Source organism: Paludisphaera mucosa (assembly GCF_029589435.1).
GTDB lineage: Bacteria > Planctomycetota > Planctomycetia > Isosphaerales > Isosphaeraceae > Paludisphaera > Paludisphaera mucosa.
In genome coordinates, this window is record NZ_JARRAG010000002.1 from 1,386,995 (window position 1) to 1,412,116 (window position 25,122).

18 protein-coding genes are annotated in these 25,122 nt (G+C 71.3%); 10 read left to right on the forward strand and 8 right to left on the reverse strand.

What is annotated here, in order from left to right; genetic code table 11:
• The first annotated feature begins 65 nt into the window (after positions 1-65).
• Both PZE19_RS15125 and PZE19_RS15130 read left to right on the forward strand, forming a co-directional pair.
• Positions 66-668, forward strand: coding sequence for a PEP-CTERM sorting domain-containing protein (locus PZE19_RS15125; RefSeq protein ID WP_277861468.1), 603 nt, complete (start codon positions 66-68; stop codon positions 666-668).
• Between the two features lie 139 nt (positions 669-807).
• Positions 808-1,782, forward strand: a complete 975-nt coding sequence (locus tag PZE19_RS15130; RefSeq protein ID WP_277861469.1) for an RNA polymerase sigma factor — start codon at positions 808-810, stop codon at positions 1,780-1,782.
• Here the strand turns inward: PZE19_RS15130 and PZE19_RS15135 are convergent.
• Positions 1,779-2,249: a GNAT family N-acetyltransferase gene (locus PZE19_RS15135; protein ID WP_277861470.1), complete on the reverse strand. Its 471-nt coding sequence runs from the start codon at positions 2,247-2,249 to the stop codon at positions 1,779-1,781. The two genes, PZE19_RS15130 and PZE19_RS15135, sit on opposite strands and share 4 nt — an antisense overlap.
• 251 nt (positions 2,250-2,500) lie before the next feature.
• Between PZE19_RS15135 and PZE19_RS15140 the strand changes: the two genes are divergently transcribed.
• The 4 genes from PZE19_RS15140 (at position 2,501) to PZE19_RS15155 (ending at position 10,501) form a co-directional block, all read left to right on the forward strand.
• Positions 2,501-3,082 (forward strand): RNA polymerase sigma factor, encoded by a 582-nt coding sequence (locus tag PZE19_RS15140; RefSeq protein WP_277861471.1) that lies wholly within the window; start codon positions 2,501-2,503, stop codon positions 3,080-3,082.
• Between the two features lie 94 nt (positions 3,083-3,176).
• A complete protein-coding gene (locus tag PZE19_RS15145) occupies positions 3,177-8,753 on the forward strand; it encodes a 3-keto-alpha-glucoside-1,2-lyase-like domain-containing protein (protein WP_277861472.1) in 5,577 nt (1,858 codons plus the stop codon).
• Positions 8,754-8,844: 91 nt separating this feature from the next.
• Positions 8,845-9,540, forward strand: a complete 696-nt coding sequence (locus PZE19_RS15150) for an FHA domain-containing protein (RefSeq protein ID WP_277861473.1) — start codon at positions 8,845-8,847, stop codon at positions 9,538-9,540.
• Positions 9,541-9,685: 145 nt separating this feature from the next.
• Entirely contained in the window at positions 9,686-10,501 is an 816-nt protein-coding gene (locus PZE19_RS15155; RefSeq protein ID WP_277861474.1) for a C40 family peptidase, read from the forward strand.
• A 34-nt stretch (positions 10,502-10,535) separates the two neighbouring features.
• Here PZE19_RS15155 and PZE19_RS15160 read toward each other — a convergent pair whose 3' ends face one another.
• The 3 genes from PZE19_RS15160 to PZE19_RS15170 all read right to left on the reverse strand — a co-directional run bounded on the left by PZE19_RS15160 (position 10,536) and on the right by PZE19_RS15170 (position 14,349).
• Positions 10,536-12,539, reverse strand: a complete 2,004-nt coding sequence (locus PZE19_RS15160) for an SHD1 domain-containing protein (protein ID WP_277861475.1) — start codon at positions 12,537-12,539, stop codon at positions 10,536-10,538.
• Between the two features lie 156 nt (positions 12,540-12,695).
• Positions 12,696-13,397, reverse strand: coding sequence for an ankyrin repeat domain-containing protein (locus tag PZE19_RS15165; RefSeq protein WP_277861476.1), 702 nt, complete (start codon positions 13,395-13,397; stop codon positions 12,696-12,698).
• 91 nt (positions 13,398-13,488) lie between these two features.
• Positions 13,489-14,349 (reverse strand): SPFH domain-containing protein, encoded by an 861-nt coding sequence (locus tag PZE19_RS15170; protein ID WP_438269991.1) that lies wholly within the window; start codon positions 14,347-14,349, stop codon positions 13,489-13,491.
• A 489-nt stretch (positions 14,350-14,838) separates the two neighbouring features.
• On the opposite strand from PZE19_RS15170, the gene PZE19_RS15175 reads away from it, so the two are divergent.
• Both PZE19_RS15175 and PZE19_RS15180 read left to right on the forward strand, forming a co-directional pair.
• The gene (locus tag PZE19_RS15175; protein ID WP_277861478.1) at positions 14,839-18,279 is read left to right on the forward strand and encodes a hypothetical protein; all 3,441 of its coding nucleotides are present in this window, start codon (positions 14,839-14,841) and stop codon (positions 18,277-18,279) included.
• 322 nt (positions 18,280-18,601) lie between these two features.
• On the forward strand, positions 18,602-19,858 hold the full coding sequence (locus PZE19_RS15180) for a glycoside hydrolase family 99 protein (RefSeq protein ID WP_277861479.1): 1,257 nt from the start codon (positions 18,602-18,604) through the stop codon (positions 19,856-19,858).
• Here the strand turns inward: PZE19_RS15180 and PZE19_RS15185 are convergent.
• The 4 genes from PZE19_RS15185 to PZE19_RS15200 all read right to left on the reverse strand — a co-directional run bounded on the left by PZE19_RS15185 (position 19,834) and on the right by PZE19_RS15200 (position 22,413).
• Positions 19,834-20,577 (reverse strand): YqjF family protein, encoded by a 744-nt coding sequence (locus tag PZE19_RS15185; RefSeq protein WP_277861480.1) that lies wholly within the window; start codon positions 20,575-20,577, stop codon positions 19,834-19,836. The genes PZE19_RS15180 and PZE19_RS15185 overlap by 25 nt on opposite strands.
• A gap of 173 nt (positions 20,578-20,750) precedes the next feature.
• Positions 20,751-21,362 carry a hypothetical protein gene (locus PZE19_RS15190; RefSeq protein ID WP_277861481.1) on the reverse strand — a complete coding sequence of 204 codons (612 nt, stop codon included), beginning with the start codon at positions 21,360-21,362 and terminating at the stop codon, positions 20,751-20,753.
• Complete coding sequence (locus PZE19_RS15195; protein WP_277861482.1) at positions 21,349-21,924, reverse strand: RNA polymerase sigma factor; 576 nt, start codon at positions 21,922-21,924, stop codon at positions 21,349-21,351. Before PZE19_RS15195 ends, PZE19_RS15190 begins: the two co-directional genes overlap by 14 nt.
• Positions 21,925-21,990: 66 nt before the next feature.
• Complete coding sequence (locus PZE19_RS15200; protein ID WP_277861483.1) at positions 21,991-22,413, reverse strand: hypothetical protein; 423 nt, start codon at positions 22,411-22,413, stop codon at positions 21,991-21,993.
• A 239-nt stretch (positions 22,414-22,652) separates the two neighbouring features.
• Here PZE19_RS15200 and PZE19_RS15205 point away from each other — a divergent pair, with 239 nt between their 5' ends.
• Both PZE19_RS15205 and PZE19_RS15210 read left to right on the forward strand, forming a co-directional pair.
• Positions 22,653-22,844, forward strand: a complete 192-nt coding sequence (locus PZE19_RS15205) for a hypothetical protein (RefSeq protein ID WP_277861484.1) — start codon at positions 22,653-22,655, stop codon at positions 22,842-22,844.
• A 133-nt stretch (positions 22,845-22,977) separates the two neighbouring features.
• The gene (locus tag PZE19_RS15210; protein ID WP_277861485.1) at positions 22,978-25,089 is read left to right on the forward strand and encodes a CehA/McbA family metallohydrolase domain-containing protein; all 2,112 of its coding nucleotides are present in this window, start codon (positions 22,978-22,980) and stop codon (positions 25,087-25,089) included.
• Positions 25,090-25,122: the final 33 nt, after the last annotated feature.

The window sequence follows — 25,122 nt, forward strand, 5'->3', positions numbered from 1 at the left end:
TCGGCCGGGGACCTCTGGGGACCTTCGCCGGTCCTCCGGGAAGCTGCAGGAATCCGGAGGATGCCTTGAAGTCGATCGCCATTTTCGGGGCCGTTTTGGCCCTCAGCCTGTCGGGTGCCGAGGCCAGGGCCGCCCTCATCGCGAGCGCGGTGATCTCGGCCCAGCAGGACGGACCTCTCTACGATTATTCGATCACGTTGACGAATTCGGCCTCCAGCACGGTGGACGTCGGGACCTTCTGGTTCGGCTGGGTGCCCTTCCGGAACTTCCTGACGACGGCCCCGACGTCGGTCACGTCGCCCGCGGGCTGGTCGTTCACGATCACCCACGTCCCGAACTCGTCGACCGACGGCTTCGGCGTCCGTTGGGTCGCGGGCTCCGCGGCCTCGCCCGACCCGACGAAGGCGCTCGCGCCGGGGTCCTCGTTGACCTTCGGCTTCACGAGCGCCGACGCGCCGACGCAGGTCTTCGGGAACTCGTCCTTCTACCCGGCCGACCTGGTCCGCACCTCGTTCGTCTACCAGGGCGGCCCGCTGCAGGGCGAGAGCTCCCAGTTCGTCGCGACGGCGGTCCCCGAGCCCGCGTCGCTGGCCCTGGCGGCCCTCGGCGTCGCCGGCGGCGGGGCCGTCGGCCTCCGGCGCGTCGGGGGACGGCGACCGGGGCGTTGATTTCGGACCACGACACTATCCCGATCTCGGCGGCGATCCTATCCTGGTCCTTGTCTCATATCCCGCCGCCGAGATCGTCCAAATGCAGGCACTCCGCCCCGGGCCGGAACCGGGGCCCCGACGTTCAGGAGACGCGCCCATGTCAGCTTCGCTCGTCGGAGATCAGGCGGAATTCCCGTGGCTGTCGGGCCGGCCGGACGAGGGCTCGGTCGCGACGACGGACCGGGAGCTGCTGGATCGCTTCCTGACCGACCGGGACGAGGCCGCCTTCGAGCGGCTCGTCGGGCGTCACGGCCCGAGGGTCCTGCGCATCTGCCGGCGATGGCTGGGGGACGGCCAGGACGCCGAGGACGCCTATCAGGCGACGTTCCTCCTGCTCGCGACCCGCGGCGACGCGATCCGGCGGCCGGGGAACGTCGGCGGCTGGCTCTCCGGGGTCGCCCGGCGGGTGGCCGGACGGGCGAAGATGAAGGCGACCCGCCGGCGACGGCTGGAAGGGACCTCGATCGACCTCCACGAGGTCGCCGACCGCCGCGGCCCGGCCCTCGGCGACGACCTGCGCGCGCTCCGCGCCGAGATCGAGCGGCTGCCCGAGAAATACCGCCGTCCCATCGAGCTTTGCTACTGGGACGGCCTGAGCAGCGAGCAGGCCGCCTCCCTGCTGCAATGCCCGACCGGCACGGTCAAGTGGCGGCTCTCGCAGGCCCGCGAGAGCCTCCGCGGCCGGCTCGGCCGCGCCGGCATTCTGCTCTCGACGCTGCTCGCCTGGCTGGGCCGCCCCCGCCGCTCCGACGCCGCCTCGGCCCTGGTGCATTCCGGTCGCGATCTCGCGTCGTCCGCCGCGTCACCGGCGGGCGGCGCGGACGCATCGCGGCGCGTCAAGGACGCCGTCGACCTGGCCCTCCTGCTCCGCGACGCCCCGTCGCTCCTCGGGGAAGCCGCGTCGCGGGGGGGCCGGTCGACGCGAAGATTCGGCGGGCTCGCACCCCTGATCGTCGTCGCGGCGGCGTTCCTGGCGGCCTCCTTCTGGTCGCTGCCGACCCTCGCCCGCGTCTCCGAGCTGCTCGTGCCGTCCCAGGCCTGGGGGACCGCCCACGCCTGCGGCGACCACTAGCCGTCCCCCGGCGGCTCGAACCGCAGCGCCATCGTGGCGTAGGAACGCTCGCGGAACCCGAGCGACTCGTAGAGCCGCCGGGCCCGCGCGTTCGACCGGCCGACCTCCAGCAGCGCGGCGACCGCGTCGAACGGCCGCTCGACGGCCAGCCGCTCCAGGAAACGTCGCCCCAGCCCGACGCCCCGGGCCGCGGGCGCGACGTACAACTCGTCGACGAAGACGAGCGGCCCGCCGAACTCGTTGCTCCAGTACGGGATCAGGAGCGCATAGCCGACGAGCGCCTCGCCGTCCAGGAAGAGGACGACCCGCCCCCGCTCGGGATGATCGAGCACGTGCCGGATCGTCGCCGGGAACCGACCGGCGTCGACGCCCGCCGACCCGTCCTCGTCGTGCAGGCCCCACATCAGGTCGAGCACGCCTTCGGCGTATCGCTCGTCGGTCATGGTCGTGAATCCGATCTCGCCCACGAAGCCCTCCCCTCCCCTTCCGCCGATCGTCGCGTCGCGTCTCGCCCATTTTCCCATCCCGACCGCGGGCGAGGAAGTCGCGAGGTCGATCCACCGGAGGCGTCCGGAGGCGAGCTTTCCTTGCCGAAGGCGGAAGGATTTCGATGGTACGTTGACGATTCGGTCCCGACCGGCGATCATCCAGGCATGTCGTCTCGAGGGTCCGCCTTCATCGGTCGGGATTCGACGCGGCCTGACGCCGGCGGGCGGGCGTGAAACCCACCTCTCTCAGCCTGCTCGATCGGCTCAGGGCGGCCGATCCCGACGCGTCCGACTGGGATCGGCTGCACGACGTCTACCTCCCCCTGCTCCGACGTTGGCTCGGACGCGTGCCCGGCCTGGGCGCCGAGGCCGACGACCTGGCGCAGGAGGTGTTCGCCGTCGTGGCCCGGGAGATCCCCCGTTTCGACAGGCGTCGCGAGGGGTCGTTCCGCGCGTGGCTCCGGTGCGTCGCCGTGAACCGCGTGCGGACCTATCAGAAGCGACGCCGACGGTTTCCGATCGCGGGCCTCGATCCGTCGGCGGGCTTCCTCGAATCCCTCGCCGACCCCGACGGCGAACTCGCCCGGGAGTGGGACCGCGAGCATGACCAGTTCGTGTTCCAGAAGCTGCTGGGGATCGTCCGCCCCGACTTCGCGGCGGCCACGTGGGAGGCCTTCCGGAGGTTCGCCCTCGAGGGCCGTCCCGCGGCGGAGGTCGCGGCGGGGCTGGGCCAGACCGAGAACGCGGTGCTCCAGGCCAAGTCGCGGATCCTCAGGCGGTTGCGGGCGGAGGCCGGGGATTTCCTGGGCTGAATTTCCGCTTTCGCGGCAGGTCCGGCCGCGACCCGGCCTTTCTTCCACGGCGATCCAGGGCGTCAGCTCGTCGCAGGGATCCGGAGAACGACCGATGGACGTCCAGCATCCCAACGACCGCGACCTCCGCTCATACGGCCTGGGCCGGCTCGCCGAGGCCCGCGCCGAGGCGGTCGGCTCGCACCTGGAAGTCTGTCCCCCCTGCCGTCGCCGGGCGGCCGAGGTCTCGTCCGACTCGTTCCTGGGCCGGCTCCGCGACGCCCAGGGCGGACGGATCCTCGCGTCCCCGGGAGGACGCGAGGAGGCCGCCACGTGGACGCACGGCGCGTCGGCCCCCGCGCCCCGACCTCCCCAGGCCGATTCGATCCCGCCCGGCCTCGCCGATCATCCCGACTACGCGATCCGCCGCGAGCTGGGGAGGGGAGGCATGGGGGTCGTCTATTTGGCCTACAACCGGATGATGGGCCGCGACGAAGTGCTGAAGGTGATCGGGCCCGACATCATGGGCCGTCCCGAGGTCTTCGATCGCTTCCAGCGCGAGATCCGCTCGGTCGCCCAGCTCCGCCACCCGAACATCGTCACGGCCTACTCGGCGTTCCGGCTCGGCGGCGGGCTCGTCTTCGCGATGGAGTACGTCGACGGGATGGACCTGGCGCGGCTCATCAAGGTGAAGGGTCCGCTGCCGGTCGTGCACGCGGCCTACTTCGCCCACCAGGCGGCCCTGGGCCTCCAGCACGCCCACGAGCGGGGGTTGGTCCACCGCGACATCAAGCCCCACAACCTGATGCTGACGCACGACGGCAAGCACCGGGTGATCAAGATCCTGGACTTCGGCCTGGCCAAGGCGACCCGCGAGGGCCAGGTCGACAGCGCCCTGACGCACGAGGGCCAGACGCTCGGGACCCCCGACTACATCGCCCCCGAGCAGATCTTCAACGCCCCCGACGTCGACGTCCGGGCGGATATCTACAGCCTGGGATGCTCCCTGTACTACTTCCTGGCCGGCCGGCCGCCGTTCCAGGCGGCGTCGCTCTACGACCTCTACCAGGCCCACATCTCGCGCGACGCCGGCCTCCTCGATCGCCTCCGCGCCGACGTCCCGTCCGAGTTGGCGGCGCTCGTGGCGAAGATGATGGCCAAGGACCCGGACCGGCGGTTCCAGACGCCGGCCGAGGTCGCCCGGGCGCTGACGCCCTTCTTCAAGAAGCCGACGGCCGCCGCGCCCCGGCCGCGCCCGGACGTCACCCCTGATGTCGCCGTCTCCGAAGCGCCCCTCGACGGCCCCGCGGCGCCCCCGGCCCTCCCGCCGCCTCGGCCCCCCAAGCCCGCGCCCCCGCCCGAAGAGATGTGGAAGAGCCTGATCGACTTCCGGGACACCGTGGCGGACCGCCCCTCGCCGACGCCGGTCGCGGCCCCCGTCCCGGTCGCGGCGCTGGAGACCTCGTCGCCCTGGTCCCGCATCCCCGCCCGCCCCGCGATCGCCGTCGGGGCCTTGCTGCTGGGGCTCGGCCTCGCCTTCCTCGTTTCGGACCTCCTGATCCGGACCCGGTACGGCACGATCCGCGTCGGCGGCCTGCCGAAAGGCGCCGCGGTCGCCGTCGACGGCGAGGCGGCCACGATCGTCTGGACCGAAGGCGGAGCCGGCGAGGTCTCGGTCAAGGCCGGGCCTCACGGCCTCGAGGTGCGGCAGGGACGAGTCGTCGTCTACGGCGAGAAGATCGCCGTCGAGGCCGGGACGACGTTCACCGTCGAGCTGGACCCGTCCCGGCCGGTCCCGATCCCGACCCGCCCGGAAGTCGAGAAGCGGGAGCCCCACCCCTGGCCCCAGACGTCGACCCGACTCGGACGCGAAATGCCGACGGGTCACTGGCCGCTGGCCCTCAGCCGAGACGCCCGGCGGCTGGCTTGCCGCCGACCGGACGGCACGATCGGGATCCTGTCGGCGCCCGACAGCGGCGTCTTCGCCGAGTCCTTGCAACTTCGGGGGTTCTTCTGGGCGGCGGCCTTCAGCCCGGACGGCTCGGTCCTGGCGACCGCGGGGAACGACAAGCTCGTGCACCTGTGGGACGTGGCGAGCGGCGAGGAGGCCCGCCAACTGCGCGGTCATGAGCAGGCGGTGCTCGCCGCGGCGTACAGCCCGGACGGGAAATGGATCGCGTCCGGGGGCATCGACAGGACGCTGCGGATCTGGGATGCGGCCACGGGCGAGAACAAGGCCGCCCTCGGCGGCCACACCGGCAGCATCTGGAGCATCGCGTTCAGCCCGGACGGGAAATGGATCGCGTCCGGCAGCGGCGACGCGTGGGAGGACCAGAAGAATGATCCTGCCGTCATGGAGCTCATGCTCTGGAATCGCGAGTCCGGCTCCTTCCGGAGGCTCGACGGCCACGCCATGCGCGTGACTTCGGTCGCGTTCAGCCCCGACGGCCGCCGCCTCGCGTCTTGCAGCTTCGACAAGACGTTGAAGATCTGGGACGTGGAGACCCTGGAATGCCTCGCCACGCTCGGCCCGTACGACGATCATCCGATCGATGCGGCCTTCAGCCCCGACGGCCGTCTCGTGGCCAGCGCGTCGCGGGACAACCTCGTCCGCGTGTGGGACACGCGCGACAATTCGCTCCTCGACACCCTCACCGGCGCGACGCGGTCCCTCCTCGGGTTCGTCCAGTTCAGCCCGGCCGGGCGCTGGATCTTCACCGGCGGCGGGAGCCTGAAGTCGTGGGAGAACCCGCTGCCCGACGCGTCGGAACCGAAGCCCCCCGCCGACGCGAGGGGCGACGGCGATGCGGCGGAGGCCTCCCCGGCGACCGTCCCCGCCGAGGTCGGCGACGCGGCGGCGCCGGGCCTCGGCGCGGTCGTCGCCGAGCACGTCGGGGCCCGGAATCCCGTCTCGGAAGGCTTCACGCTCGACCCCGCGCCGAACGCCGATTGGGCCGCTTCGGAGACGGCCGACGATCTCGGAAAGCCGACCTGGTCCGTGCCCTCCGAGTCTCCGAGGCGTCCGAGCTTCTATCGCCGCGCCCTCTCGAATTCCCAGGAGGCCGACGCCCTCGAGCGGGGATTCGCGTTGGTCCTCGCCGCACGCGCCCTGCGGAACCGAGCGCCTGCATCGACCGAATCCGATCGGTTCCCCATCGCAAAGGCTTACGTCCAGATAGGGCCGCAGCGTTATGAGATCGCCCTGGGGCTGACCGAGGCCGGCGATACCGTCGTCCTAGTCCCCGAGGACGTCGGGGCGGCGGGGGCGGACGCGGCGCACACGGCGTCGGGGCGGCACGTGACCCTGCCCGGGAATGCGCATCACGCCTATCGTCTCGTATACAAACCGGAATCGAAGCTCGCCGATCTCTACATCGACGATCGTCTAGCCCTTGCAGGCTGCCCGGGGGATCGATACGGGGACCTGGGAGAGCCAAGGATCGGCTTCGGATCCGTCAATGGCGGCCAGGGGAATTTCCACCTGGTTCGACTCGCCGTCGGGCCCCCGGCCGAGGCCGCCCGGGGCGAGCCAAGTCCAGAGCCCTCGCGGCCGGCCCCCGTGGTCGTGGCGCGGCGCGACGAATTCACCCCGATGTTCAACGGCAAGGACCTCGCCGGCTGGACGAAGAACCCGACCCAGGGGGGTGACTGGCGGGTCGAGGGCGGCCTGATCGTCGGCACGGCCCCGGGGATCAGCCACCTCTACAGCGATCGAGGCGACTACAAGGACTTCCGTCTGCGAGTCAAGGCCAAGATCAACGACGGCGGCAACAGCGGCGTCTTCCTCCGCGCGGCGGGCTCGCCGGTCTGGCCCCAGAACGACCCGCGTTGGCCGGGCGGCTACGAGGCCCAGATCAACAGCACGCATCGGGATCCGATCCGCACCGGGAGCCTCTACATCAACGGCCGGTTTCCGGCCGCCGTGCGTGACACGCCGATCCGCCCGGGCCAATGGTTTACGATGGAGATGACCGCGGAGGGCGACCACATCGTCATCAAGGTCGACGATCGCGTCACCGCCGACTACATCGACTCGCAACGGTTGGCGTTCTCGGGGCACATCGCGCTCCAGGTGCACAATTCTCAGACCCGCATCGAGTTCGAGAGCATCGAGATCCATGAGCTGGGCGTCCGGCCCCCGGCGAAGCCGGCCAGGCCGGCCCTCGCGTCGAAGCCGCCGAACGACGCGGTGATCTTCGTGGCGGGCCGCTACAAGGTCTATCCCGAGCGGATAACCTGGCAGGCGGCCCGGAGACGTTGCGAGGAGATGGGCGGCCGCCTGGCCCGCGTCCCCGATGCGGCCGCGAACGACTTCCTGATCGATCTCATGAACCGGGCCAAGCTCGACGAGGCCTGGCTGGGGGCGACCGACGAGGAGGAGGAGGGCGAGTGGAGGTGGCTCGACGGCTCGCCGCTCCGCTTCAGCGCCTGGGACGTCGTCCAGCCGACCAACCGCAGCACGCGCGGCGAGCCCGAGCATTACCTGCTGCTCTCGGCCTCGCGACGGAAGTGGAACGACGTCCCGCCCCAGGGCGAGGTGAAGCTGGGGCCGCCGGGGTTCATCTGCGAATGGCCGGAGAACCCGGCTTCGACGGCCGCCGGACGCGACGGCTTCGTCCCGCTCTTCGACGGCAGGAGCCTCGACGGTTGGAAGGTCGACCGGGGCGATCCGGCCACCTGGCGGGTGCAGGACCGCGCCCTGGTCTCGAAAGGCTCGGGCGATTATCGGGACGTGACGTACCTGCTCTCGGATCGGGAGTTTTCGGAGTTCTCGCTGCATCTCGAGTACCAGCTCGCCCCCGACTCGGACGGCGGCGTCGTGTTCCGGGCCGTGCCCGGCGAGAATCCTTCGCCCCCCGAGATCAACCTGCGGCGGTTCGACGATCCGCCGGGCATGAACGCCCGGACGGGGGCGCTCCGGTGGCGGAACAACGGCGACGGGACCAACTATCTCGCCCCCGACCGGCCGGTGGAGCCGCGTGCGGCCGCCGCCTGGAACGCGATGGAGGTCGAAGTCCGCGAAGGCACGCTCGAGGTCGTCATCAACGGCGTCCTCGCGAAACGCGTCGATCTCGCGCTGCTGGCCAGGGAGCCCGACGCGATGGAGGGGATCCGGCGTCGCTCGGGTCGGATCGGCTTCCAGTGCCACACGGGGACGATCCGCTACCGGAACGTCGAACTCCGGGATCTGACCGCCGCCGCGGCCGTCGCGCCGGCGGTCGCCCCCCGGCCCGCCGACGCCCGGGAGTTCCGGGGCGCGCACTACAAGCTCTTCCCCCAGAAGCTCTCCTGGCATGAAGCGGCCGCCAAGTGCCGCGAGATGGGCGGACGGCTAGCGATCGTTCGCGACGCCGACCAGAACGCGTTCCTCCTCGGGTTGCTGAAGGAGCGGAGCGTGGATGCGATTTGGCTCGGGGGGACCGACGAGCAGGTCGAGAAGGTATGGGTCTGGGTCGACGGCTCGCCCATCCCGCATCCCGACGAACCCGACATCGGCATCTATACGAACTGGAACGCCGGCCAACCGAACAATAAGGGGGACGGCGAGAACTACCTCGTCATGATCGACACATTTAACAAAGTTGATTTTAAGGGCACGTGGTCCGACCAGCCGGCCGTCTCGGTCCAGCACGCGCCGGGATTCATCTGCGAGTGGCCCCGTCCCGTCGTCCGGCCCGCGAGGCGGCGGTGAGATCCCGAACGTCCCGGCCTTCGAGTTCGTCGTCGTCCGCATCGGAGGGCATGTCATGGCGTCGTCGAGGGGTCGAGAACGCCCGCCGGGGATGGCGAGCACGGTGGTCGAGCTGGACGAGGACGTCCGCCGGGCCTTCGCGGCGCGAGCGAGGGAGAAAGCGGCCCGCGCCGCGACCTTCCGGCCGCTCGAACGGCCGCCGACGGCCGTCTTGACCGTGTGCGACGACGGCCGGTCCGAGGGCGAGGCGATCCGCATCCGGGGCGAGCGGTTCGTGATCGGCCGGACCGAGGGGGACCTGCGGATCGCCCACGACCCGCGGGTCTCGGCGCGACACGTCGAGATCGTCCGCAAGGGGGTCGGCGGGTCCGCCTCGTGGGCCGTCGTCGACGTGGGGAGCCGCAACGGGCTGTTCGTGCGCGTCTCCCATGCGCCCCTGGCCGACGGGGCCGAGTTCCTCGTCGGCCGGGGCCGCTACCGGTTCGACGACCCTCGGCCCGGCTCCGGACGCCCCCCCGCGCTCCGCGAGCCGATCGACGGCGGCCGCGTGGTGCTGACCGGTTCGGAATGCTGGATCGGCTCCGACCCGTCCTGCCTCGTCGCCCGGCCCGACGACCCGTTCTGCGAGCCGCGCCACGCCCGGCTCCGGCGCGGTCCGCGGGGCCGCTGGCGCGTCGAGCACGACCACACGCTCAACGGCCTCTGGCTGCGCGTGGCCCGGATCGCGGTCGACCGCACCCTCCACTTCCAGCTCGGCGAGCAGCGCTTCCGGCTCCAGGTCGGCTGAACGGCTACCCGGGGAGCCCCGGACGAACTGCGGAACCTGCGCCCCGCCGCGTGGATCCGGATCCTAGGGTTCCTACGGTCGGATCCGGCGGAAGGGCGGAAGGCCGCCCCGGCCCCCGTTCCGGCGAACCCGGGAGAGTCTCAGCATGCCGACAATTCTGCGGCGGCGCCGAAGCCGCCTCCAGGTCGAGCCGATGGAGGCTCGCGCCTTGCTCGCGGCGACGATCGCCGCCGAGGTCGTGCAGGCCGCGGCCCCGCGCGGGGACGGCTCGGCTTGGGTCGCCCGCATGACGGCCCACGACGCGCCCGCGGCCGGGGCGTCGCCGCAGGTCGTCGAGCTTTCGTCGGGCCTCGCGGCCCAGTCGACGCAGCGGATGTTCCCCGACCCGTTCCGCGGCCTGCCGGTGATCGACGTGGGCTCGCTCCGGCCCGGCGACATCCTGGTCTCGACCGAGAAGAACAGCTTCGTTTCGAAGCAGATCCGCAAGCTGACGTTCTCCAACTTCAGCCACGCCTCGCTCTACGTCGGCGGCGGGAACATCATCGACGCCACGTTCCCGGTCGTCTCCCGGCGTCCGCTCGCGAAGCTGACCGACCCGGCCAGCGTGGTCGGGGTCATCCGCGTGAACGACCTGACCCCCGCCCAGGCGAAGACGGTGGTCCGCGCCGCCGAACAATCCCGGGGCAAGATCTACGGCGCGGCCGGCATCGCCGGCGGCCTGATCGCCGAGCTGACGCCGGCCTTCCGGTTCTTCCGCGCCGTCACCGGGAAACCCTGGAAGTTCACCGGCACCTCGCTGGCCCCGGGCGTCTTCTGCTCCGAGATGGTCATCGGGGCCTACCGGCGGGCCGGGGTGAAGATCGCGCCGGAAGTCGCCGACACCCCCGGCGGGATCGTCGACTACGCGATGGACGACCCGTCGAGGTTCACGTTCGTGGGCACGCTCGCGGTCAAGGGCTGAGGACGCGGCGGCGGCGAGGCTCGCCGCGTCCGGGTCAACGCACCCCCGCCGTCGAGACCTGCGAGCGTCCCAGGGTGAACGAGCCGCCGGGGCTGGGGCGGGCGAGCAGGCGCGGCAGCTCGACGTGCTCGAAGAACGCGTAGTTGGGCTTCTCGAACTTCTTGACGTGGTCGGCGAGCGACTCGTTGGGGCCGAGATGGGCGATCTCGAAGTGTGGGAGCGTGGACGAGCCCGACTCCCACGCCTGCTGGCCCTGGTAGGCGAGCTTCACCCGGCTGAGCTGGGGGCGGACCTTGAACTTGTCGGTCCGGAACCCCGCGCCCATCGTGCGGTACGAGATCTCCTCCTCCTTGCCGGCCTCGACGGCCGGGAGCACGACGAGCGGGGCGCCGGGGGCGACCTTCACCTGCATCTCGGCGAGTTTCGCCGTCAGGGCCTCGACGACCCGCCCGCGTTGCGAGCCGTCGGCGATCCCGGACGCGTCGATCGAGACCGTCGCGCCGGGGCGGAGGATGAAGAAGTTCGGGTCGGCCAGGGCCTGCTTCAGGGCCTGCTGGACGTTCGCCTGGGGGAGCCGCGCCGGGACGAGCGCGCCGGGCTGGTTCTGGCGGGCGGCGAGCAGGAACCAGCAGACGCCGTCGCGGTCGGCGACGACGGCCTCGGGGCCCTGGTACTCCCAGAGCTTGACCTGGCTCTCGACGTCGATCAGGAAGCGGTCGCCGACGAGGACGTGGTCGTCGTCGGACCAGGCCGGCGGCACGTTGGGGCCGACCGCGATCGGGTTGAGCTGGACGTCGCGATGGAGCGCGCCGTCGTCCGAGTTCCAGACGAACATCTTGCCGCCGGCCAGGCAGGCGAACCGCTTGCCGGTCGGGCTGAAGCCGAAGGCCGGCCAGGGGGCGTGCTGCACGGGCATCGGCTGGAGCGCGGCGACCTGGCCGGCCTCGACGTCGAGCAGGCCGACCTTGCCGTCGTGGGCGAACGCCAGGAACTTGCCGTCGGGCGAGACGGCCGGCACGCAGCCGTCGGCCACCTGCAGCGTCGTCGTGGGCCGGACCGGGTCGAGATCCCAGATCGCCAGCTTGCCGCCGCCGACGGTCGCGAACCGCTTCGGGCCCAGGAACGCGGCCCACTTCACGTCGCGCGCCGGCCCCTGCGCGTCGCCGTGGGGGGCCATCGTCCAGACCTTCACGACCCCCTTGCCGGCGAGGTTCCACAGCTCCAGGCGGTCGGCGTTGCCGAAGCCGAACTCGTCCTTGCGCATCAGGACCTGGTCGCCGGCGTCGGAGAGGGCCAGCGGCGCCATCAGCCCCTCCGACTTCATCGAGGCCAGGGGCTTGCCGGCCTTGAGGTCGCAGAGCACGACCCGCGTCGCGCCGGGCTTGGGGTTGTCGAGCGTGTAGCCGACCAGGGCGTGGGTCCCGGGGGCGTTCAGCACGTACCCCTTGCGGCCCTCGAAGAAGTCGGTCGTGGCGGGGATCGGCACGGCGCGCAGGCGGGGGGAGGCGCTGGCGGTCGGGGCCGCGCCGGCGGATCCCACGGCGACCTTCCACTCGCCGTCGGCGGGCAGGCCGGCGAGCTGGGCCGAGGACCAGTCGGGCTGGATCTCGAAGGGCTCGCCGCCGGCGGGCGAGGCGGGCGCGTCCGCGGAGGCCGGCTTCGCGGTCCCCGGCTTGCGCGCCATCCCGTTGTTGTGGCCGCTGCCCGGGGTGGGCTTGGGCTGGAACGGGTCCTCGGCCGGCTTGGGCTTGAAGGGGTCTTCCTCGGCGAGCTTCTTCTGCTGTTCGGCGACGTAGTTCCGGTCCGCCGAGCAGAGGCGGTCGAGGAGCACCTGCACCTGGCTGCCGTCGGCCTTCTTGAGGTTCACGTTCTCGCCGTCGACGCCGGCGTAACGGGCCTGGATCTTGAACCGGCCGCTGACGTCCTTCCAGGTCCGCACCTCGGGCTCGTCGGCCCGCGCCGGGGGGCTGGAGGCGAAAACCAGGACGCCGAACAGCACCGCGCAACGCAGCGCGACGGGACCGAGACTCGCTCGCATGATGACGACTCCCGACGTGAGAGCCCCCGATCTCGCCTCGACCCAAGGCCGGGATTAGGGGGCGTCGATGCGTCGAACTTACCTCCGCGGAGGCGGGTCATCAAGCGTGCAATGCGGCGGCGATTCCTTAACTCACCAAGGTCCCCGCGCCGCGGGTCAGGCCCCCGCTCCGCGTCGCCGCAATTCTTCGGCGATCGGCGCGAAGCGGCGGTCGCCGGGGAACTGGTCGAGCCATTCCAGCAACGTCTTGCCGTCGCGGACGGCCCTGGCGTTTCGGTCGGCCCCCGCGTCGAGGAGAATCCGAACGACGCCCAGGTGGCCGTGCCCCCCGGCGCAGAACAGCACGGACTGCCCGCGCGTGGTCATGGCGTCGACGTCCGCGCCGCGCCCCATCAGCAGCCGGACGATCTCGGCGTCGCCGTTCCGGGCCGCGTGGTGGATCGGCCGGTCGCCCCGGCCGTCGGCCGCGGCCGCCAGGTGCGGGTGCCTGTCGAGGAGCGATCGCACCCGGGCGGCGTTCGCGAGGAAGACCGCCGCGAGGAACTGACGCGACAGGTCGTCGGCGGGCCGGACGTGGGCGTCCAGCGCTCCGTACTGGATGAGCAGCGCGACGATCGACTTGTTGTCGGGGACCTCGCCGGCGTAGTGCATCGCGTCGCCGTCGTGGGCCGCCAGGTCGGCCCCGGCCTCGATGAGCAGCCGCACGACCGCCTCGCGCCGCCAGAGGCCCGCGTGGAAGATCGGCCGCCAGCCGTGCTCGTCGTCGGCGTCGACGACGCCGGGGTCGGCGGCGATCATCGCCCGCACGGCCTCGACGTCGCCCCGTCCGCACGCGTCATGGATCGATTCTTCCGCCATGGCGTTTCCCCGTCCCGTCCGATTCGGAACCTCGCGGACAGGTCATCCTCGCATCGGGCGCCCTCCCCATGCCAGGGTTTTCCGGGGTCCGTCAACCCTTGCCGGCGTTGACGACCGGCTGGGTGCCGCGGTCGGAGCAGAGGACGACCAGCAGGTTGCCGACCAGGGTGGCCTTCTTGTCGTTGTCCAGCTCGACGATGTTCTGGTGCGAGAGCCGTTCCAGGGCCATCTCGACCATGCCCACGGCGCCCTCGACGATCATCTGCCGGGCGGCGATCACGGCGCTGGCCTGCTGGCGCTGGAGCATGGCGTGGGCGATCTCCTGGGCGTAGGCCAGGTGGCTGATCCGCGCCTCCAGGACCTGGACGCCCGCCTGCACGAGCCGCTCCTGGATCTCGACCTTGAGGTGCTCGGCGACCTCCTGCGTGTGGCTCCGCAGCGCGATCTCGCCCTCGACGTGGGGGTCGTAGGGATAGCTCAGCGCCAGGTTCCGCAGGGCGGCCTCGCTCTGGACGTGGACGAAGTCGTTGTAGTCGTCGACGTGGAAGAGGGCCTCGGCCGTGTCGACGACTCGCCAGACGACCACGGCGGCGATCTCGATCGGGTTGCCGGCCAGGTCGTTGACCTTCAGCCGCTCGCTCTCGAAGTTCCGCACCCGCAGCGAGATGGTCCGCTTGGTGAACAGCGGGTTGATCCACCGCAGCCCCGGCTCGCGGACCGTCCCGCGGTAGTCGCCGAAGAGCTGCAACACCTTGGCGTCGTTCGGGCCCACCGTGAACAGCCCGATCAGCCCGAAGAACAGGACGAGGCCCGCCAGGATGGCCGGGAGCACCCAGATGGGGTGCTCCGTCGCGATCGCCATGACCAGCATCAGCAGCCCGAACGCCAGGGCCCCGCCGAAATAGGGCAAGACGCTCATGCCCGTCCTCGGCACGATGTGCACGTCCCGCATCTGGATCGTCGGCTTCGTTGCGCTTCCCCAATCCGCTTCCATCGTCGGAATTCCTGTTCAAATCCAAGGTTGTGAGCGTCGTACCCGGACGAGTCTTCGCCGCGGCGGCCCCGGTATTGGCGACGACGGCCGGGCCGGATCGCGCTTTTCGTCGCCCAGGCTCGTGTAGCTTGAGGTTTGTCGTTCAAAACGGAACGCATCCACCGTGGGGCTAGGCGGGTTCGACCCGATCCGTACTTCGAGCCTGGCGGCCGCACTCTGCAAGGTTCAAGAGGGTCCTGCCAAAAAATGACTGGCGTGTCTTCATTTTAACTGCTTTGGAAATGAAAACCGTTTCACAACGAAGCTTAAAGCAATCAACGACCCGCGGAATGTTCCGAACGGGTGAAGAGTCGTGATTTTCATTGGCTGTGGAGGGGGGCCCGGACGATCTAGAAAACGTCCGCAATCCGCCCAATCGATTTTAGGGGTTGTAGAGGAGGCTCGGCGATGAGGAAGAACGTCCTTGGCGGCTTCGGCCCGGCGATAGTTCTGGCCGTTTTGATCGGGCCCACGGCCCGGGATGTCGGGGCCCAAAGCGCGCCGGGGCACTGGTTCGGGCATGATCAGGAAGTCGACTGCTCGAACATCCGCACGGTCGAGGAACTCGCCGCCCTCATCGACAGGCTCGACAAGGAGTTGTTCCGCCACGGCAAGGTCGCGGTGAAGTCGCCCGACGTCTGGGGCCAGAACCGGATGACGAAGTATCGCTCCGAGTTCGAGAATCAAATGAAGGCCGAGGTCGACCAGTTCAGGCTGATGCTCCAGGCCTACCAGAGGCGTTCCGACGCGGCCGCGCTGACGTCGGCGACGACGATCGCGGCGGCCGTGCAGCCCACGGCCCGCCCCGCCCGGGCCGGCGCCGCGGCGGACTCGCAGACGGTCACGAACACCATCCAGATCCCGGACACCCCCGGGATCCCGGGCGGCCTGGTGGCCAACGCCAACACCCTGATCGGGACGTCGACCGGCCTGCTGACCGGCCCGGCCGGCTTCACGAACCTCGCCAACAACGCCGAGAACCGCGAGGGGATCGGCCTTGAGCCGACGATCGTGCTCGACCAGAAGGCCCGCTACCTGGACCACTTGTCCACCCTGCGCCGCAACAACCTGGGCGACGACACGACCGACCTGCCGGGCTACGGCCTCTACCTTTTGCGGATGCCGGTCTCGCTGCTCCCGGGCGCGCAGTCGCAGAAGGGCAAGGGCGCCTCGGTCACGCTCCAGGCCAAGTACGAGCCGACCGCCGACCTGCTCCCCGTCACCTTCCGCAGCGTCGTCATCCTCGACGCCTCGTTCCAGCTCAAGGACATGCTCACGCGGGCGCTCCACGGGTCCGTCGACCTGACGCTGCCCAACCCGGCGACGACGAGCACGCCCGCTCCCAAGCCTGCTCCGAGCCGAGGATTCGCCCCGCAGGCTTTGGCCCCTCCTGCGATCGGCCAGGTCGGCAGCGGCTCCACCCCCTCTCAGGCCGCCATCTCGCCGACGGAGCTGCTCGACGTCTACGGCGGGTCGAATTTGGAGACCATCAAGAAGGAGTTGGAGCTGGATGAGAAGGACTGGTACCACCACGACCCGAGCGTCCTGAGTTGGCTGTTCGGCGAGTTCGCCACCGCCTACAACTTCTACCGCGACGGCGCCCGCCGCGGCGACCCGCTGTTCGACGCCGCCCAGGTCGACCGCCTCGGCGAGCTGGCGTTCCAGCGCCGCTACGCCGAGCTGAAGATCGAGCGGACGACGTTCCTCAAGGCCCTGATCCTCCGCCGGACGGGAACCGACCTGAACGACGTGAGCATTACCGAGGACGACGCGAAGTTCCAGGAAAAGCTCGACTCGATCGACGTGCTGACGTTCGGCCTGATGATCCAGATGTACTACCTCGACCGGCAGATCAAGTTCGACATGGAGGTGGTCTCCCGTCGCAAGGGGTGCGCCTGCGGCGAGCCCTGGGGGCTGTCGCTGTTCGAGCCCGACCCCTCCGAGGACGCCCGCAGCGCGTTCGGAGCCTACGTGGCGTGCAAGTGGCCGATCCACGTCTTCTCGCTCGACCCGGCCGTCGACCAGCAGAACGAGCTGGACCTGTTCAGCCGCCGAAGCGAGCTGCAGCTCGCCCTGGCCACGGCCGTCGCCAGCGGCCAGGTCAACTTCCAGAACGCGACGACCTACGCCCGACGGCTCGAGACCGACCTGGCGACGATCAACCTCAATCGGACGGCCGTCGGCTTCGGGGCCGGCGACACGACCTTCGGATGGCGGTTCTATCCCCGGATCCAGACGCCGCCGACGCAGAACAACGTCCAGCGCGCCGTGGGGCTGCTCTGGCGGGGCGGCCCGGACCTGAACTACGACCTGGCGAACCGCCGCATCGAGCCGGGCCCGCGCGAGTGCGTGGCCGTCGTGGTCGCCCCCAACTTCGTCCCGCAGCTCCGCCTCACCTCGGTCGCCAACTGGTTCGACCTGAACGGGCACCACATGAGCCAGACGATGGAGACCACCGACATGGTCCGCATGGGCCGGAAGCTCCAGGCCGCGCGGATGGCGATGGACCGGATCTGCGACGCCCAGACCTACCCCGCCGACCAGATGCAGATGCTGGCCGACCGCCTCGACCAGCTCGAGGCCCTGCTGCCGATGCGGACGCACCGGGTGACGCTCCCGTTCGAGGGCGACCTGACGGCCTCGGAGATCTTCTCGTCGTCGAACGCCGGGCTGGCCCCCAAGCTGCTGACCTGGTACGGCGAGCCCCAGCAGAACGGCGGGCCGTCGTCGATCTTCATCGTGGGGACCGGCTTCAGCATCCACGAGCTGAAGGCCGTCGCCGGCGGCGTGCTGGTGGGCGACGTCGAGCTGCTCAGCCGCAACGTCCTGCGGATTGCGATCCCGGCCGAGGCCCGGATGATCAAGACGAAGGCCGACTTCGACGGCAAGCCCCGGCTGGTGATCGACGTCCACGTGGCCACGCCCAACGGCGTCTCGAACCACCTGCTCATCGAGGCGGATCCCGCGGCGTCGGCCGCCCCGGCGGCCGCCGAGCCCAAGTCGGCCTACACCGTCAGCGCCAAGACGCCCACGCTCGCCATCGACTACAACCTGATCAAGGACGGGAACGGTCGGTTCGTCGCCCGCTACGGCCGCCCGAGCCCCGGGACGCCCAACATCAAGATCAACTGGAACGCCCCGACCGGCGCCGCGCCCAAGCAGGTGCTCCTGACGCTGCTGGCGCACCACAGGGGGGGCCGCATCCAAATCCCGCTTTCCGATCCCCTCACACTGACGGCCAGCGGCGGCGCCTATGAGATCACGGAGCGGGACCGGGGCGTGATCGCCGCCGCGTACGTCGACCAGCTCGAAGGGCTCGACTACTTCGTCCCCGAGGCGAATCCCCTCCCGGCCTTGAAGATGGATCAGGTGCTGATCACGCCGATTCTCCCGGGCGACACGCACGACGTGGTCCAGCTGGAGGCGGAGGGCGCCCTGACGATCAGCCCGAACCTGGTGCCGGATCTCCCGGTCGACGCAGGGGCCACGGGCCAGGGCCAGGTCGCGCCCGCCCTCTCGCCGACGCCGGCGGGCGTCGAAGACGTGCCCCCCCCGCCCAGGCCCGAGCCCAACCCGGCCTCGGGACCGGGCGGCGGGGGGGCGGCGACCGACCTGTCGCCGATCCCGCCAGGCGCCTCCGCCGCCCCCAGGATCCCGCGGCCGATCGCGGCCGCCGCGCGACGCGACTCCTCGGTGAAGCCGACCGCCGCGCCCGCCTCCGGGTCGGCACCGGTCCGGCCCCCGGCGATCGACGCGCCCGCGCGGAAGCCGGAAGGCAAGACCACCGTCGTCGCGCCGGCCGCCGAGCGGACCTCGGTGCTCGCAAGAATCGGCCTCCGTCGGCGTTGAGCCGGCACGGTCCCTGAGCATCGCCCCCGCAAGCCGCCCTCGCGGCCGTCTCTCTCCGCGGTGATCGGCACGCTCTCCGCTTCAAGGCGGGGGGATCCGGTCCTCCGGGGCATCGACGGCCGCCTCGGCGGCTTGCATCGATTCAAGGCCGTGAGGAGGGACCGCCCGGAATCGACGTCGGCGGACCGCGGAGGATTTGCATGGAAGGCTTCAGGCGGTGAAAGTAGGGAGGCCGGCGGCGGCATCGAGGGATGGATCGAGCGAGACCGTCGCCAGGCCGCCGTCGCCGACATGACGCCCGGCCTGCCGGGGGAGGACTCCAATGGGTCGATCGGTCCTCAGCACCATGATCCTGATCCCTCTCCTGGGCTGCTCGCCGGCAGGCCCCGCCGCGCGGGCCGAGGACGCCCCGGCGCGGCCGAAGATTCTCGTGCACGTCATGCCCTGGTTCGAGTCGAAGGCGGTGAGCGGGCGCTGGGGGTGGCACTGGACCATGGGGCGGTTCGATCCCGAGCGGCTCGACGCCGCGGGCCGGCGCGAGATCGCCTCGCACGTCCATCCGCTGATCGGACCCTACGACTCGGCCGACCCGGACGTGCTGGAATACCAGACGCTGCTGATGAAGGTCGCGGGGATCGACGGCGCGATCGCCGACTGGTACGGCGGCGAGGACGTCAACGACTACGCCATGATCCATCGCCGGACCGGAGCCCTGTTCGACGCGCTCGGACGACGCGGCCTGGGCTTCGCCGTCTGCTACGAGGATCGGGTGCTGAAGGCGATGGCCGAGAAGGGGGGCTGGACGCCCGCGCAGGCCGTCGAGCACGCGCGGACGCACCTCGAAACGTGCGCCGCCGACTGGTTCCGGCGGCCCGGCTACGCCACGCTCGACGGCCGGCCGCTGCTCCTGGTCTTCGGGCCCGACTACCTGACGGTGCCGCAATGGGATGCGGCCTTCCGGGGCCTGTCGCCGGCCCCGGCCTTCTTCACGCTCCACGAGCGCAAGCCGCCCGCCCTGGGGGCGTTCGCCTGGCCGCCGATGTGGGCGTCGAAGGACGGCGTGCTGGGCGACGAGGCCCTCGACGCCTACCTCGACCGCTTCGCCAAGCAGGACGGCCCCAGGATCCCGGCCGCCTTCCCCGGCTTCCACGACATTTACGCTCAGGCCGGCGTGCAGCCTTCGCACGGATTCCTCGACGCCCGCGACGGCGCGACCTTCCGCCGCACGCTCGACGGGGCGCTGCGTTCCGGGACCCCGTACGTCCAGCTCGTCACCTGGAACGACTACGGCGAGGGGACCGCGATCGAGCCCACGCGCGAGGCCGGATATCGCGAGCTGGAGACGCTCCAGGGGGCCCGCCGCAAGCTCCCCGGCGAGCCCTTCGCCTACCGGCCCGCCGACCTGCGGCTCCCCGCGCGGATCTACGGGCTTCGCAAGCGACTGCCCGCCGCGGACCCGGCCCGCAAGAACCTCGACGCCGCGGCCGACGCCCTCTCGGCCGGCGACGCCGCCGGGGCCGCGCGACGGATCGCCGAGGCGGAAGCCGCCGCCGCTCACACGACCGGCCGCAGCGGGTAGATGCGGACGCGGACCTCGCTCGCGTAGTGCGCGAGCGGGGCGACGTCGGCCGGGCGCGGCAGGCCCGCGGCGGCGACGAGCGACTCTTCGAGCCGCAGCACGCGCGCCGGCTGGAGCGGATAGGGCTCGTGGTGGACGCGGCCCGAGAACAGGCGGCCGCGGTGCGTCGCATAGAGGACGTAGCGCTCGGCCAGGAAATGTTCGAGCGATCCGGGGGCCGACGCGCCGGGCGTCCCTTCGGGTCGATAGGCCAGATCGCAGCCGGCGGGGGTCGGCCCCGGCCAGAGGCGGTCGGAACGGTAGGCGATCTCGTCGGCCCCGCGCGTCAGGCTCATCCGCGCGAAGTGGTACGGCAGGCTCCAGAACCGCCGCGCGACCCGCACGGCCAGCGCGTTCGCGGCGTCGAGGCTGAAGAACCAGACGCCGGGGTCGCGGCCCTCAAGGTGGACGTACGTGCGGACGTTGACCTCGTGGAACCGCGACGTCCCCGGGACCGCCGGGGCCCAGGAATAGCGGATGCCGGTCATCGTGAACGGCACCAGCCCGACGTAGGCGACGCCGTCGTGGGCGTCGATCTCCAGCGCGTCGGGGATCAGCGGCCGGACCGCCTCGACCGGGACCGGCCAGTGCAGGAAGAGCAGCTCCGCCCAGCGCTGACGCATGGCCGTGCGGCCGTCGGGACGGAGCGTCGGGGCGATGCGGTCGATTTCGTGCGGCATGGGTCGACCCTTCCTACCGCCGCGGCGGGCGAGGCCGAGTCTATCGGGCCCTCGCGAGCGAAGGAAGGGCCTACGTCGACCAGCACGGCGTGCGGATCGCCCCGCCGGCCGCCCCCGACGCCGGCGACTGACGCGATCCGGAGAGGCCCCGGCGCGGTCGACCGAACCGGGGGTCACCGTGGTTCGATCCCGCCCGGGGAGTCGCCCCCCCGGGGGCGGGCGGCGGCGACGTCGCGGGCCAGCTCGGCGACGCGAAGCTCGTTCTCCAGGAGGGCGACCTGGGTCTCGAGGGCGGTGCGGCGGGACCGTTCGACGATCAGGCCGCCGCCGAGGGCGATCAGGATGACGGCGGCGACGCCGAGCATCCCCATGGCCGCGCGGGGGTCGTCCAGCGACCGGGCGACCTCGAACGCCGCGAGGGCGAGGCCGCAGGTCAGGGCCGCGGCGAGCCCCTGGAAGATCCGGTCGGCGAGCCAGGTCGCGCGGCCGCGGACCAGGACGTACAGCGACCAGGCGCCGATCACCAGCAGGCCGACGACGCTCACCGCCTGGAGGGCGACGAACTCCGGGGGGTCGCCGGTCTCGCCCGCGAGCAGCCGCCGGCCGAGCGCGAAGGACAGCCCGAAGTTCAGCGGCAGCCCCATCCAGCCCAGGGCCTGCTGCATCGGCGTGAGCCGTCGCTCGCGGAGCGCGAGCTTCCCCTCCTCGAAGCGGCGTCGCAGCTCGTCGTCCTGGGGCTCGACCTGGATCAGGCGATCGCCCAGGGTCACGTCATCGGGGCTCATGGATCCGGCCTCCTTCGGGCTCGTGGGATTCGAGGGCGCGTCGCAAGAGTCGCCGGGCGTGATGGAGCCGGGACTTGATGGTCCCGACGGGCGCCCCGACCACCTCGGCGATCTCGCGCAGGGGCATCTGTTCCAGGAAATGCAGGGCGACGACCTCGCGATGAGGCAGGCTCAGGATCGCGAGCGCGGCGTGGACGGCCTCGGCGTCGTCCGGGTCGGGCGTCCAGGACGTGTCGACCAGGTCGTCGGGGTCGACGTCCTCGACGGATCCCCGGCGGGCGGACTCGGCGCGGAGGTGGCTCGCGGCCTGGTTCCGCGCCACGCGGTAGAGCCAGGCGCGCAGGGCCTTCGGCTCCTCCAGCCGCGACAGGTCGCGGAAGGCGGCCAGCCAGGTGCGCTGGAGCGCGTCCCAGGCGTCGGCCTCCTGGGGGACCAGGCGTCGGAGGTAGTAGAGGAGCCGGGGCTCCCACCGCCGCATCAGCTCGTCGAACGCCGACGCGTCGCCGAGGCGATGCTTCAGGACCAGGATCTCGTCGCGCAGGGATCGGGGGTCGGGCGTCATGGTGACCTCGTCGCGACGGGGTCGAAGGCCCGTCTGTATCAAGGTCGCGGCCCGGGGGCGGCGGGTTCAATCCGGGCCGTCGTCCTCGGGGCGGAAGAGGCGCGAGAGCCAGGCGAAGATCGGCGCGTCGTCCGCGAGCAGCCGGACGCGGCCTCGCAGGCCCAGGCGGCGATAGCGATAGGCCGCCTCGGCGGTCGCGTCGAAGTCGGCCAGGAACCGGTCGACCTGTTCGAGCGGCGTCCCGGTCGCCGCGGCGAGCAGCTCCCGCTCGGGCCAGGCGGCGCGGACCCGCGCCCGGCGCTGGCGGACGGTGAGGAACTCGCCGATCCGGTCCGCCACGACCAGGAGCTGCCGGGGATTCTCGGGCCGATCGCGGCGACGGAGTCGGGACAGCCGGCTCTGCGCAGCCCGCGGCTCGACGATCCTGCGCAGGGTGGCGCGGTACTGGTCGAACGAGAGGCCGGCGGGTTCGCGGAACGGCCAGGTCATCGCCAGAGACTCCGCCCCCGCCGCCGCCGAATCGAAACTTCCCCCGAAACTCGTCCAGGATTCACGATCCCGACATCATCGATCCTATCGGAGAGTCGGCCCTAGGAAAGGGCCAGGCGGCGACGATCGGCGAGGACTCGGCCGGAAGTCGGCCTCGAGGTCCGGGAGTTGCACTGGAGATCGGATCGGGCCGACGAAGACACGGTTCCCCACCCCAGCTCGAATCCGGAGCGTCCATCATGAGCGAAGATCCCAAGAAACACGACCAGTTCGACGGCGACGAGGATGCGAACAAGGGCGGCGGCGCGACCACCGACCGCGGCGGCCGCGACATCGGCCAGCCCGGCCCCGACCCGAACGCGGCCGCCCGGGAGCGCGAACACGGCCGTCGCGACGAGCGCGGCAAGCACGAGGCTCCGAAGGAGAAATAGCTTCCGAGGAGCGACCCGGACGGCCCCCCCTCCCCGCCTCGGGCGGCCGATCGCGTCGCGCCCGTGGCTCCCTCGCCTCGCTTCGGGTACGCTTCCTTCGGGAAGCCACCAGGTCAGCAGGAGGTGAGGACGCATGTCACGAACGCTTCGACCCATCCGGGCGACGGCCATCGGGATCATCCTCGGCCTGGGCGTCGCGGCGACGGGGGCCGCCGACTCCGGGGTCCAGGTCGACGAGAAGGAAGGCCGGGTGCGAGTGACCTGGCCGATCTCCGGCGACGAGACCGGTTCGGCGGTCTTCAGCCTCGACCCGGCGAAGCCCCTCGTCGAATCGCTCGGGGTGATCGCCGGCGGCGCCGCGACGCCGGTCGCGACGGGCCTGAACCCGGTGACGTACCTGACCGTGGGCAGCCGCGACCTGAAGAACCCGGCGGGTTGGGTGGCGTTCTTCGACAACCCGCCCTTGCGGCCCCACCAGACCTACCCCGTCCTGCTCGGGAAGCGCCGGGCGGTCGTGACCCGCGAAGGCGCGCGGACGACCGTGAGCGTGGCCGAGGTCTCCGCCGCGTCGTTCCGCGGGGACCTGCGCTTCACGTTCCACCGCAACAGCCCGCTGATCCATGCCGAGACGGTGGTCTCCACGCCGGAGGACGGTCGCGCGATCGTCTACGACGCTGGCTTCGCCGGCGCGAGCCCGGGCTGGGACGCGATCGCCTGGACCGACGCGGCGGGCGCCCCGAAGAAAGCGACGTTCGATGCGAATTCCCCGGCGACCCCCCTCGCGGTCTCGGGCCGGACCGTCGCGGCCCAGTCGCGCGCCGGGGCTCTCGCCGTGTTCCCGGAGCCGCACCGGTTCTTCTACCCCCAGGACGAGGCGTTCAACCTGAAGTTCGTCTGGCACGGCCGCGATTACGGCGGTTCGGCCCTGGGCTACGGGATCGGCGTCCGCCAATCGCTCACCGGCGACAAGCGGTTCGTGCCCTGGTTCAACGCGCCCCCGGGCACGGAGCAGCATCTCGGCGTCTTCCTCCTGCTGACGCGGGGCGACGGTCGCCGGGCGCTCGACGCCGTCGCGAGATACACCCGCGGCGACCGCTTCAAGGCCCTGCCGGGCCACCGGACGTTCACCAGCCATTACCACGTCGAGCACACCCTCGAATACCTCCGGCGTCAGAAGGAACAGGGGACCAAAGGCCTGCCGCGCGGGCTGGAGACGCCGGGCCTGGTCGAGACGTTCAAGGCCAGAGGGGTGGAGATCGTCCACCTCGCGGAGTTCCACATCGGCGAGACGCCCAGGCTCGGCGACGCCGAGCGGCTCCCGCAGTTGAAGCTCCTCCATGCGGAGTGCGCCCGCCTCTCCGAGAAGGGATTGCTCGTGCTGCCGGGCGAGGAGGCGAACGTCCACCTGGGCGGGCACTGGCTCAGCTTCTTCCCGAAACCCGTCTACTGGGTGCTGAACCGCCGGCGGGACCAGCCGTTCGTCGAGGAGGTCGAGGGTTACGGGACGGTCTACCGCGTCGGCGACCCGCAGGACGTGCTCCGGTTGATGGAGCGGGAAGACGGCCTGATGTGGACGGCCCACCCCCGGATCAAGGGGTCGATCGGCTTTCCCGACAGGTACAAGGATGAAGCGTTCTTCCGCTCCGAGCATTTCCTGGGCGCCGCCTGGAAGGCGATGCAGGCGGACCTGTCGCGGCCCACGCTCGGCTGGCGCGCCCTCGACCTGCTCGACGACATGGCGAACCAGGGCGCGCGGAAGCAGCTCGTCGGCGAGGCGGACCTGTTCCGCATGGAGCCCGACTACGAGACCTACGCGCACATGAACATCAACTACCTCAAGCTCGACGCGATCCCCCGCTTCGGCGACGGCTGGAAGCCGGTGCTCGACGCCCTGCGCGGCGGGCGGTTCTTCACCACCACGGGCGAGGTCCTGATCCCGGAGTTCACCGTCGGCGGCAAGCCGTCGGGCCAGACCCTCGGCCCGATCGGCGGAGGAGATACGGTATTGGAGGCGAGCCTGGAATGGACCTTCCCGATGGCGTTCGCCGAGGTCGTCTCCGGCGACGGCCGGCGCGTCTTCCGCCACCGGATCGACCTCGCCGACGCCGAGGAGTTCGGCACGCGCCGGCTCCGCCTCCCCCTCGACCTCGCAGGCCGGACCTGGGTCCGGTTCGAGGCCTGGGACGTCGCCGGCGATGGAGCCTTCACCCAGCCCGTCTGGCTCGCCGCCGAGGGCCCGCGGTGAGAGGCGGTTTTTCAAGGCTGGATGGCGACTTTT

Excerpts from the sequence above, each read along its gene's own strand:
- PZE19_RS15130 (WP_277861469.1), top strand. The coding sequence starts at position 808 with ATGTCAGCTTCGCTCGTCGGAGATCAGGCGGAATTCCCGTGGCTGTCG.
- PZE19_RS15145 (WP_277861472.1), top strand. The coding sequence starts at position 3,177 with ATGGACGTCCAGCATCCCAACGACCGCGACCTCCGCTCATACGGCCTG.
- PZE19_RS15150 (WP_277861473.1), top strand. The coding sequence starts at position 8,845 with ATGGCGAGCACGGTGGTCGAGCTGGACGAGGACGTCCGCCGGGCCTTC.
- PZE19_RS15155 (WP_277861474.1), top strand. The coding sequence starts at position 9,686 with ATGCCGACAATTCTGCGGCGGCGCCGAAGCCGCCTCCAGGTCGAGCCG.
- PZE19_RS15160 (WP_277861475.1), bottom strand. The coding sequence starts at position 12,539 with ATGCGAGCGAGTCTCGGTCCCGTCGCGCTGCGTTGCGCGGTGCTGTTC.
- PZE19_RS15165 (WP_277861476.1), bottom strand. The coding sequence starts at position 13,397 with ATGGCGGAAGAATCGATCCATGACGCGTGCGGACGGGGCGACGTCGAG.
- PZE19_RS15170 (WP_438269991.1), bottom strand. The coding sequence starts at position 14,349 with ATGCGGGACGTGCACATCGTGCCGAGGACGGGCATGAGCGTCTTGCCC.
- PZE19_RS15175 (WP_277861478.1), top strand. The coding sequence starts at position 14,839 with ATGAGGAAGAACGTCCTTGGCGGCTTCGGCCCGGCGATAGTTCTGGCC.
- PZE19_RS15180 (WP_277861479.1), top strand. The coding sequence starts at position 18,602 with ATGGGTCGATCGGTCCTCAGCACCATGATCCTGATCCCTCTCCTGGGC.
- PZE19_RS15185 (WP_277861480.1), bottom strand. The coding sequence starts at position 20,577 with ATGCCGCACGAAATCGACCGCATCGCCCCGACGCTCCGTCCCGACGGC.
- PZE19_RS15190 (WP_277861481.1), bottom strand. The coding sequence starts at position 21,362 with ATGAGCCCCGATGACGTGACCCTGGGCGATCGCCTGATCCAGGTCGAG.
- PZE19_RS15195 (WP_277861482.1), bottom strand. The coding sequence starts at position 21,924 with ATGACGCCCGACCCCCGATCCCTGCGCGACGAGATCCTGGTCCTGAAG.
- PZE19_RS15200 (WP_277861483.1), bottom strand. The coding sequence starts at position 22,413 with ATGACCTGGCCGTTCCGCGAACCCGCCGGCCTCTCGTTCGACCAGTAC.
- PZE19_RS15205 (WP_277861484.1), top strand. The coding sequence starts at position 22,653 with ATGAGCGAAGATCCCAAGAAACACGACCAGTTCGACGGCGACGAGGAT.
- PZE19_RS15210 (WP_277861485.1), top strand. The coding sequence starts at position 22,978 with ATGTCACGAACGCTTCGACCCATCCGGGCGACGGCCATCGGGATCATC.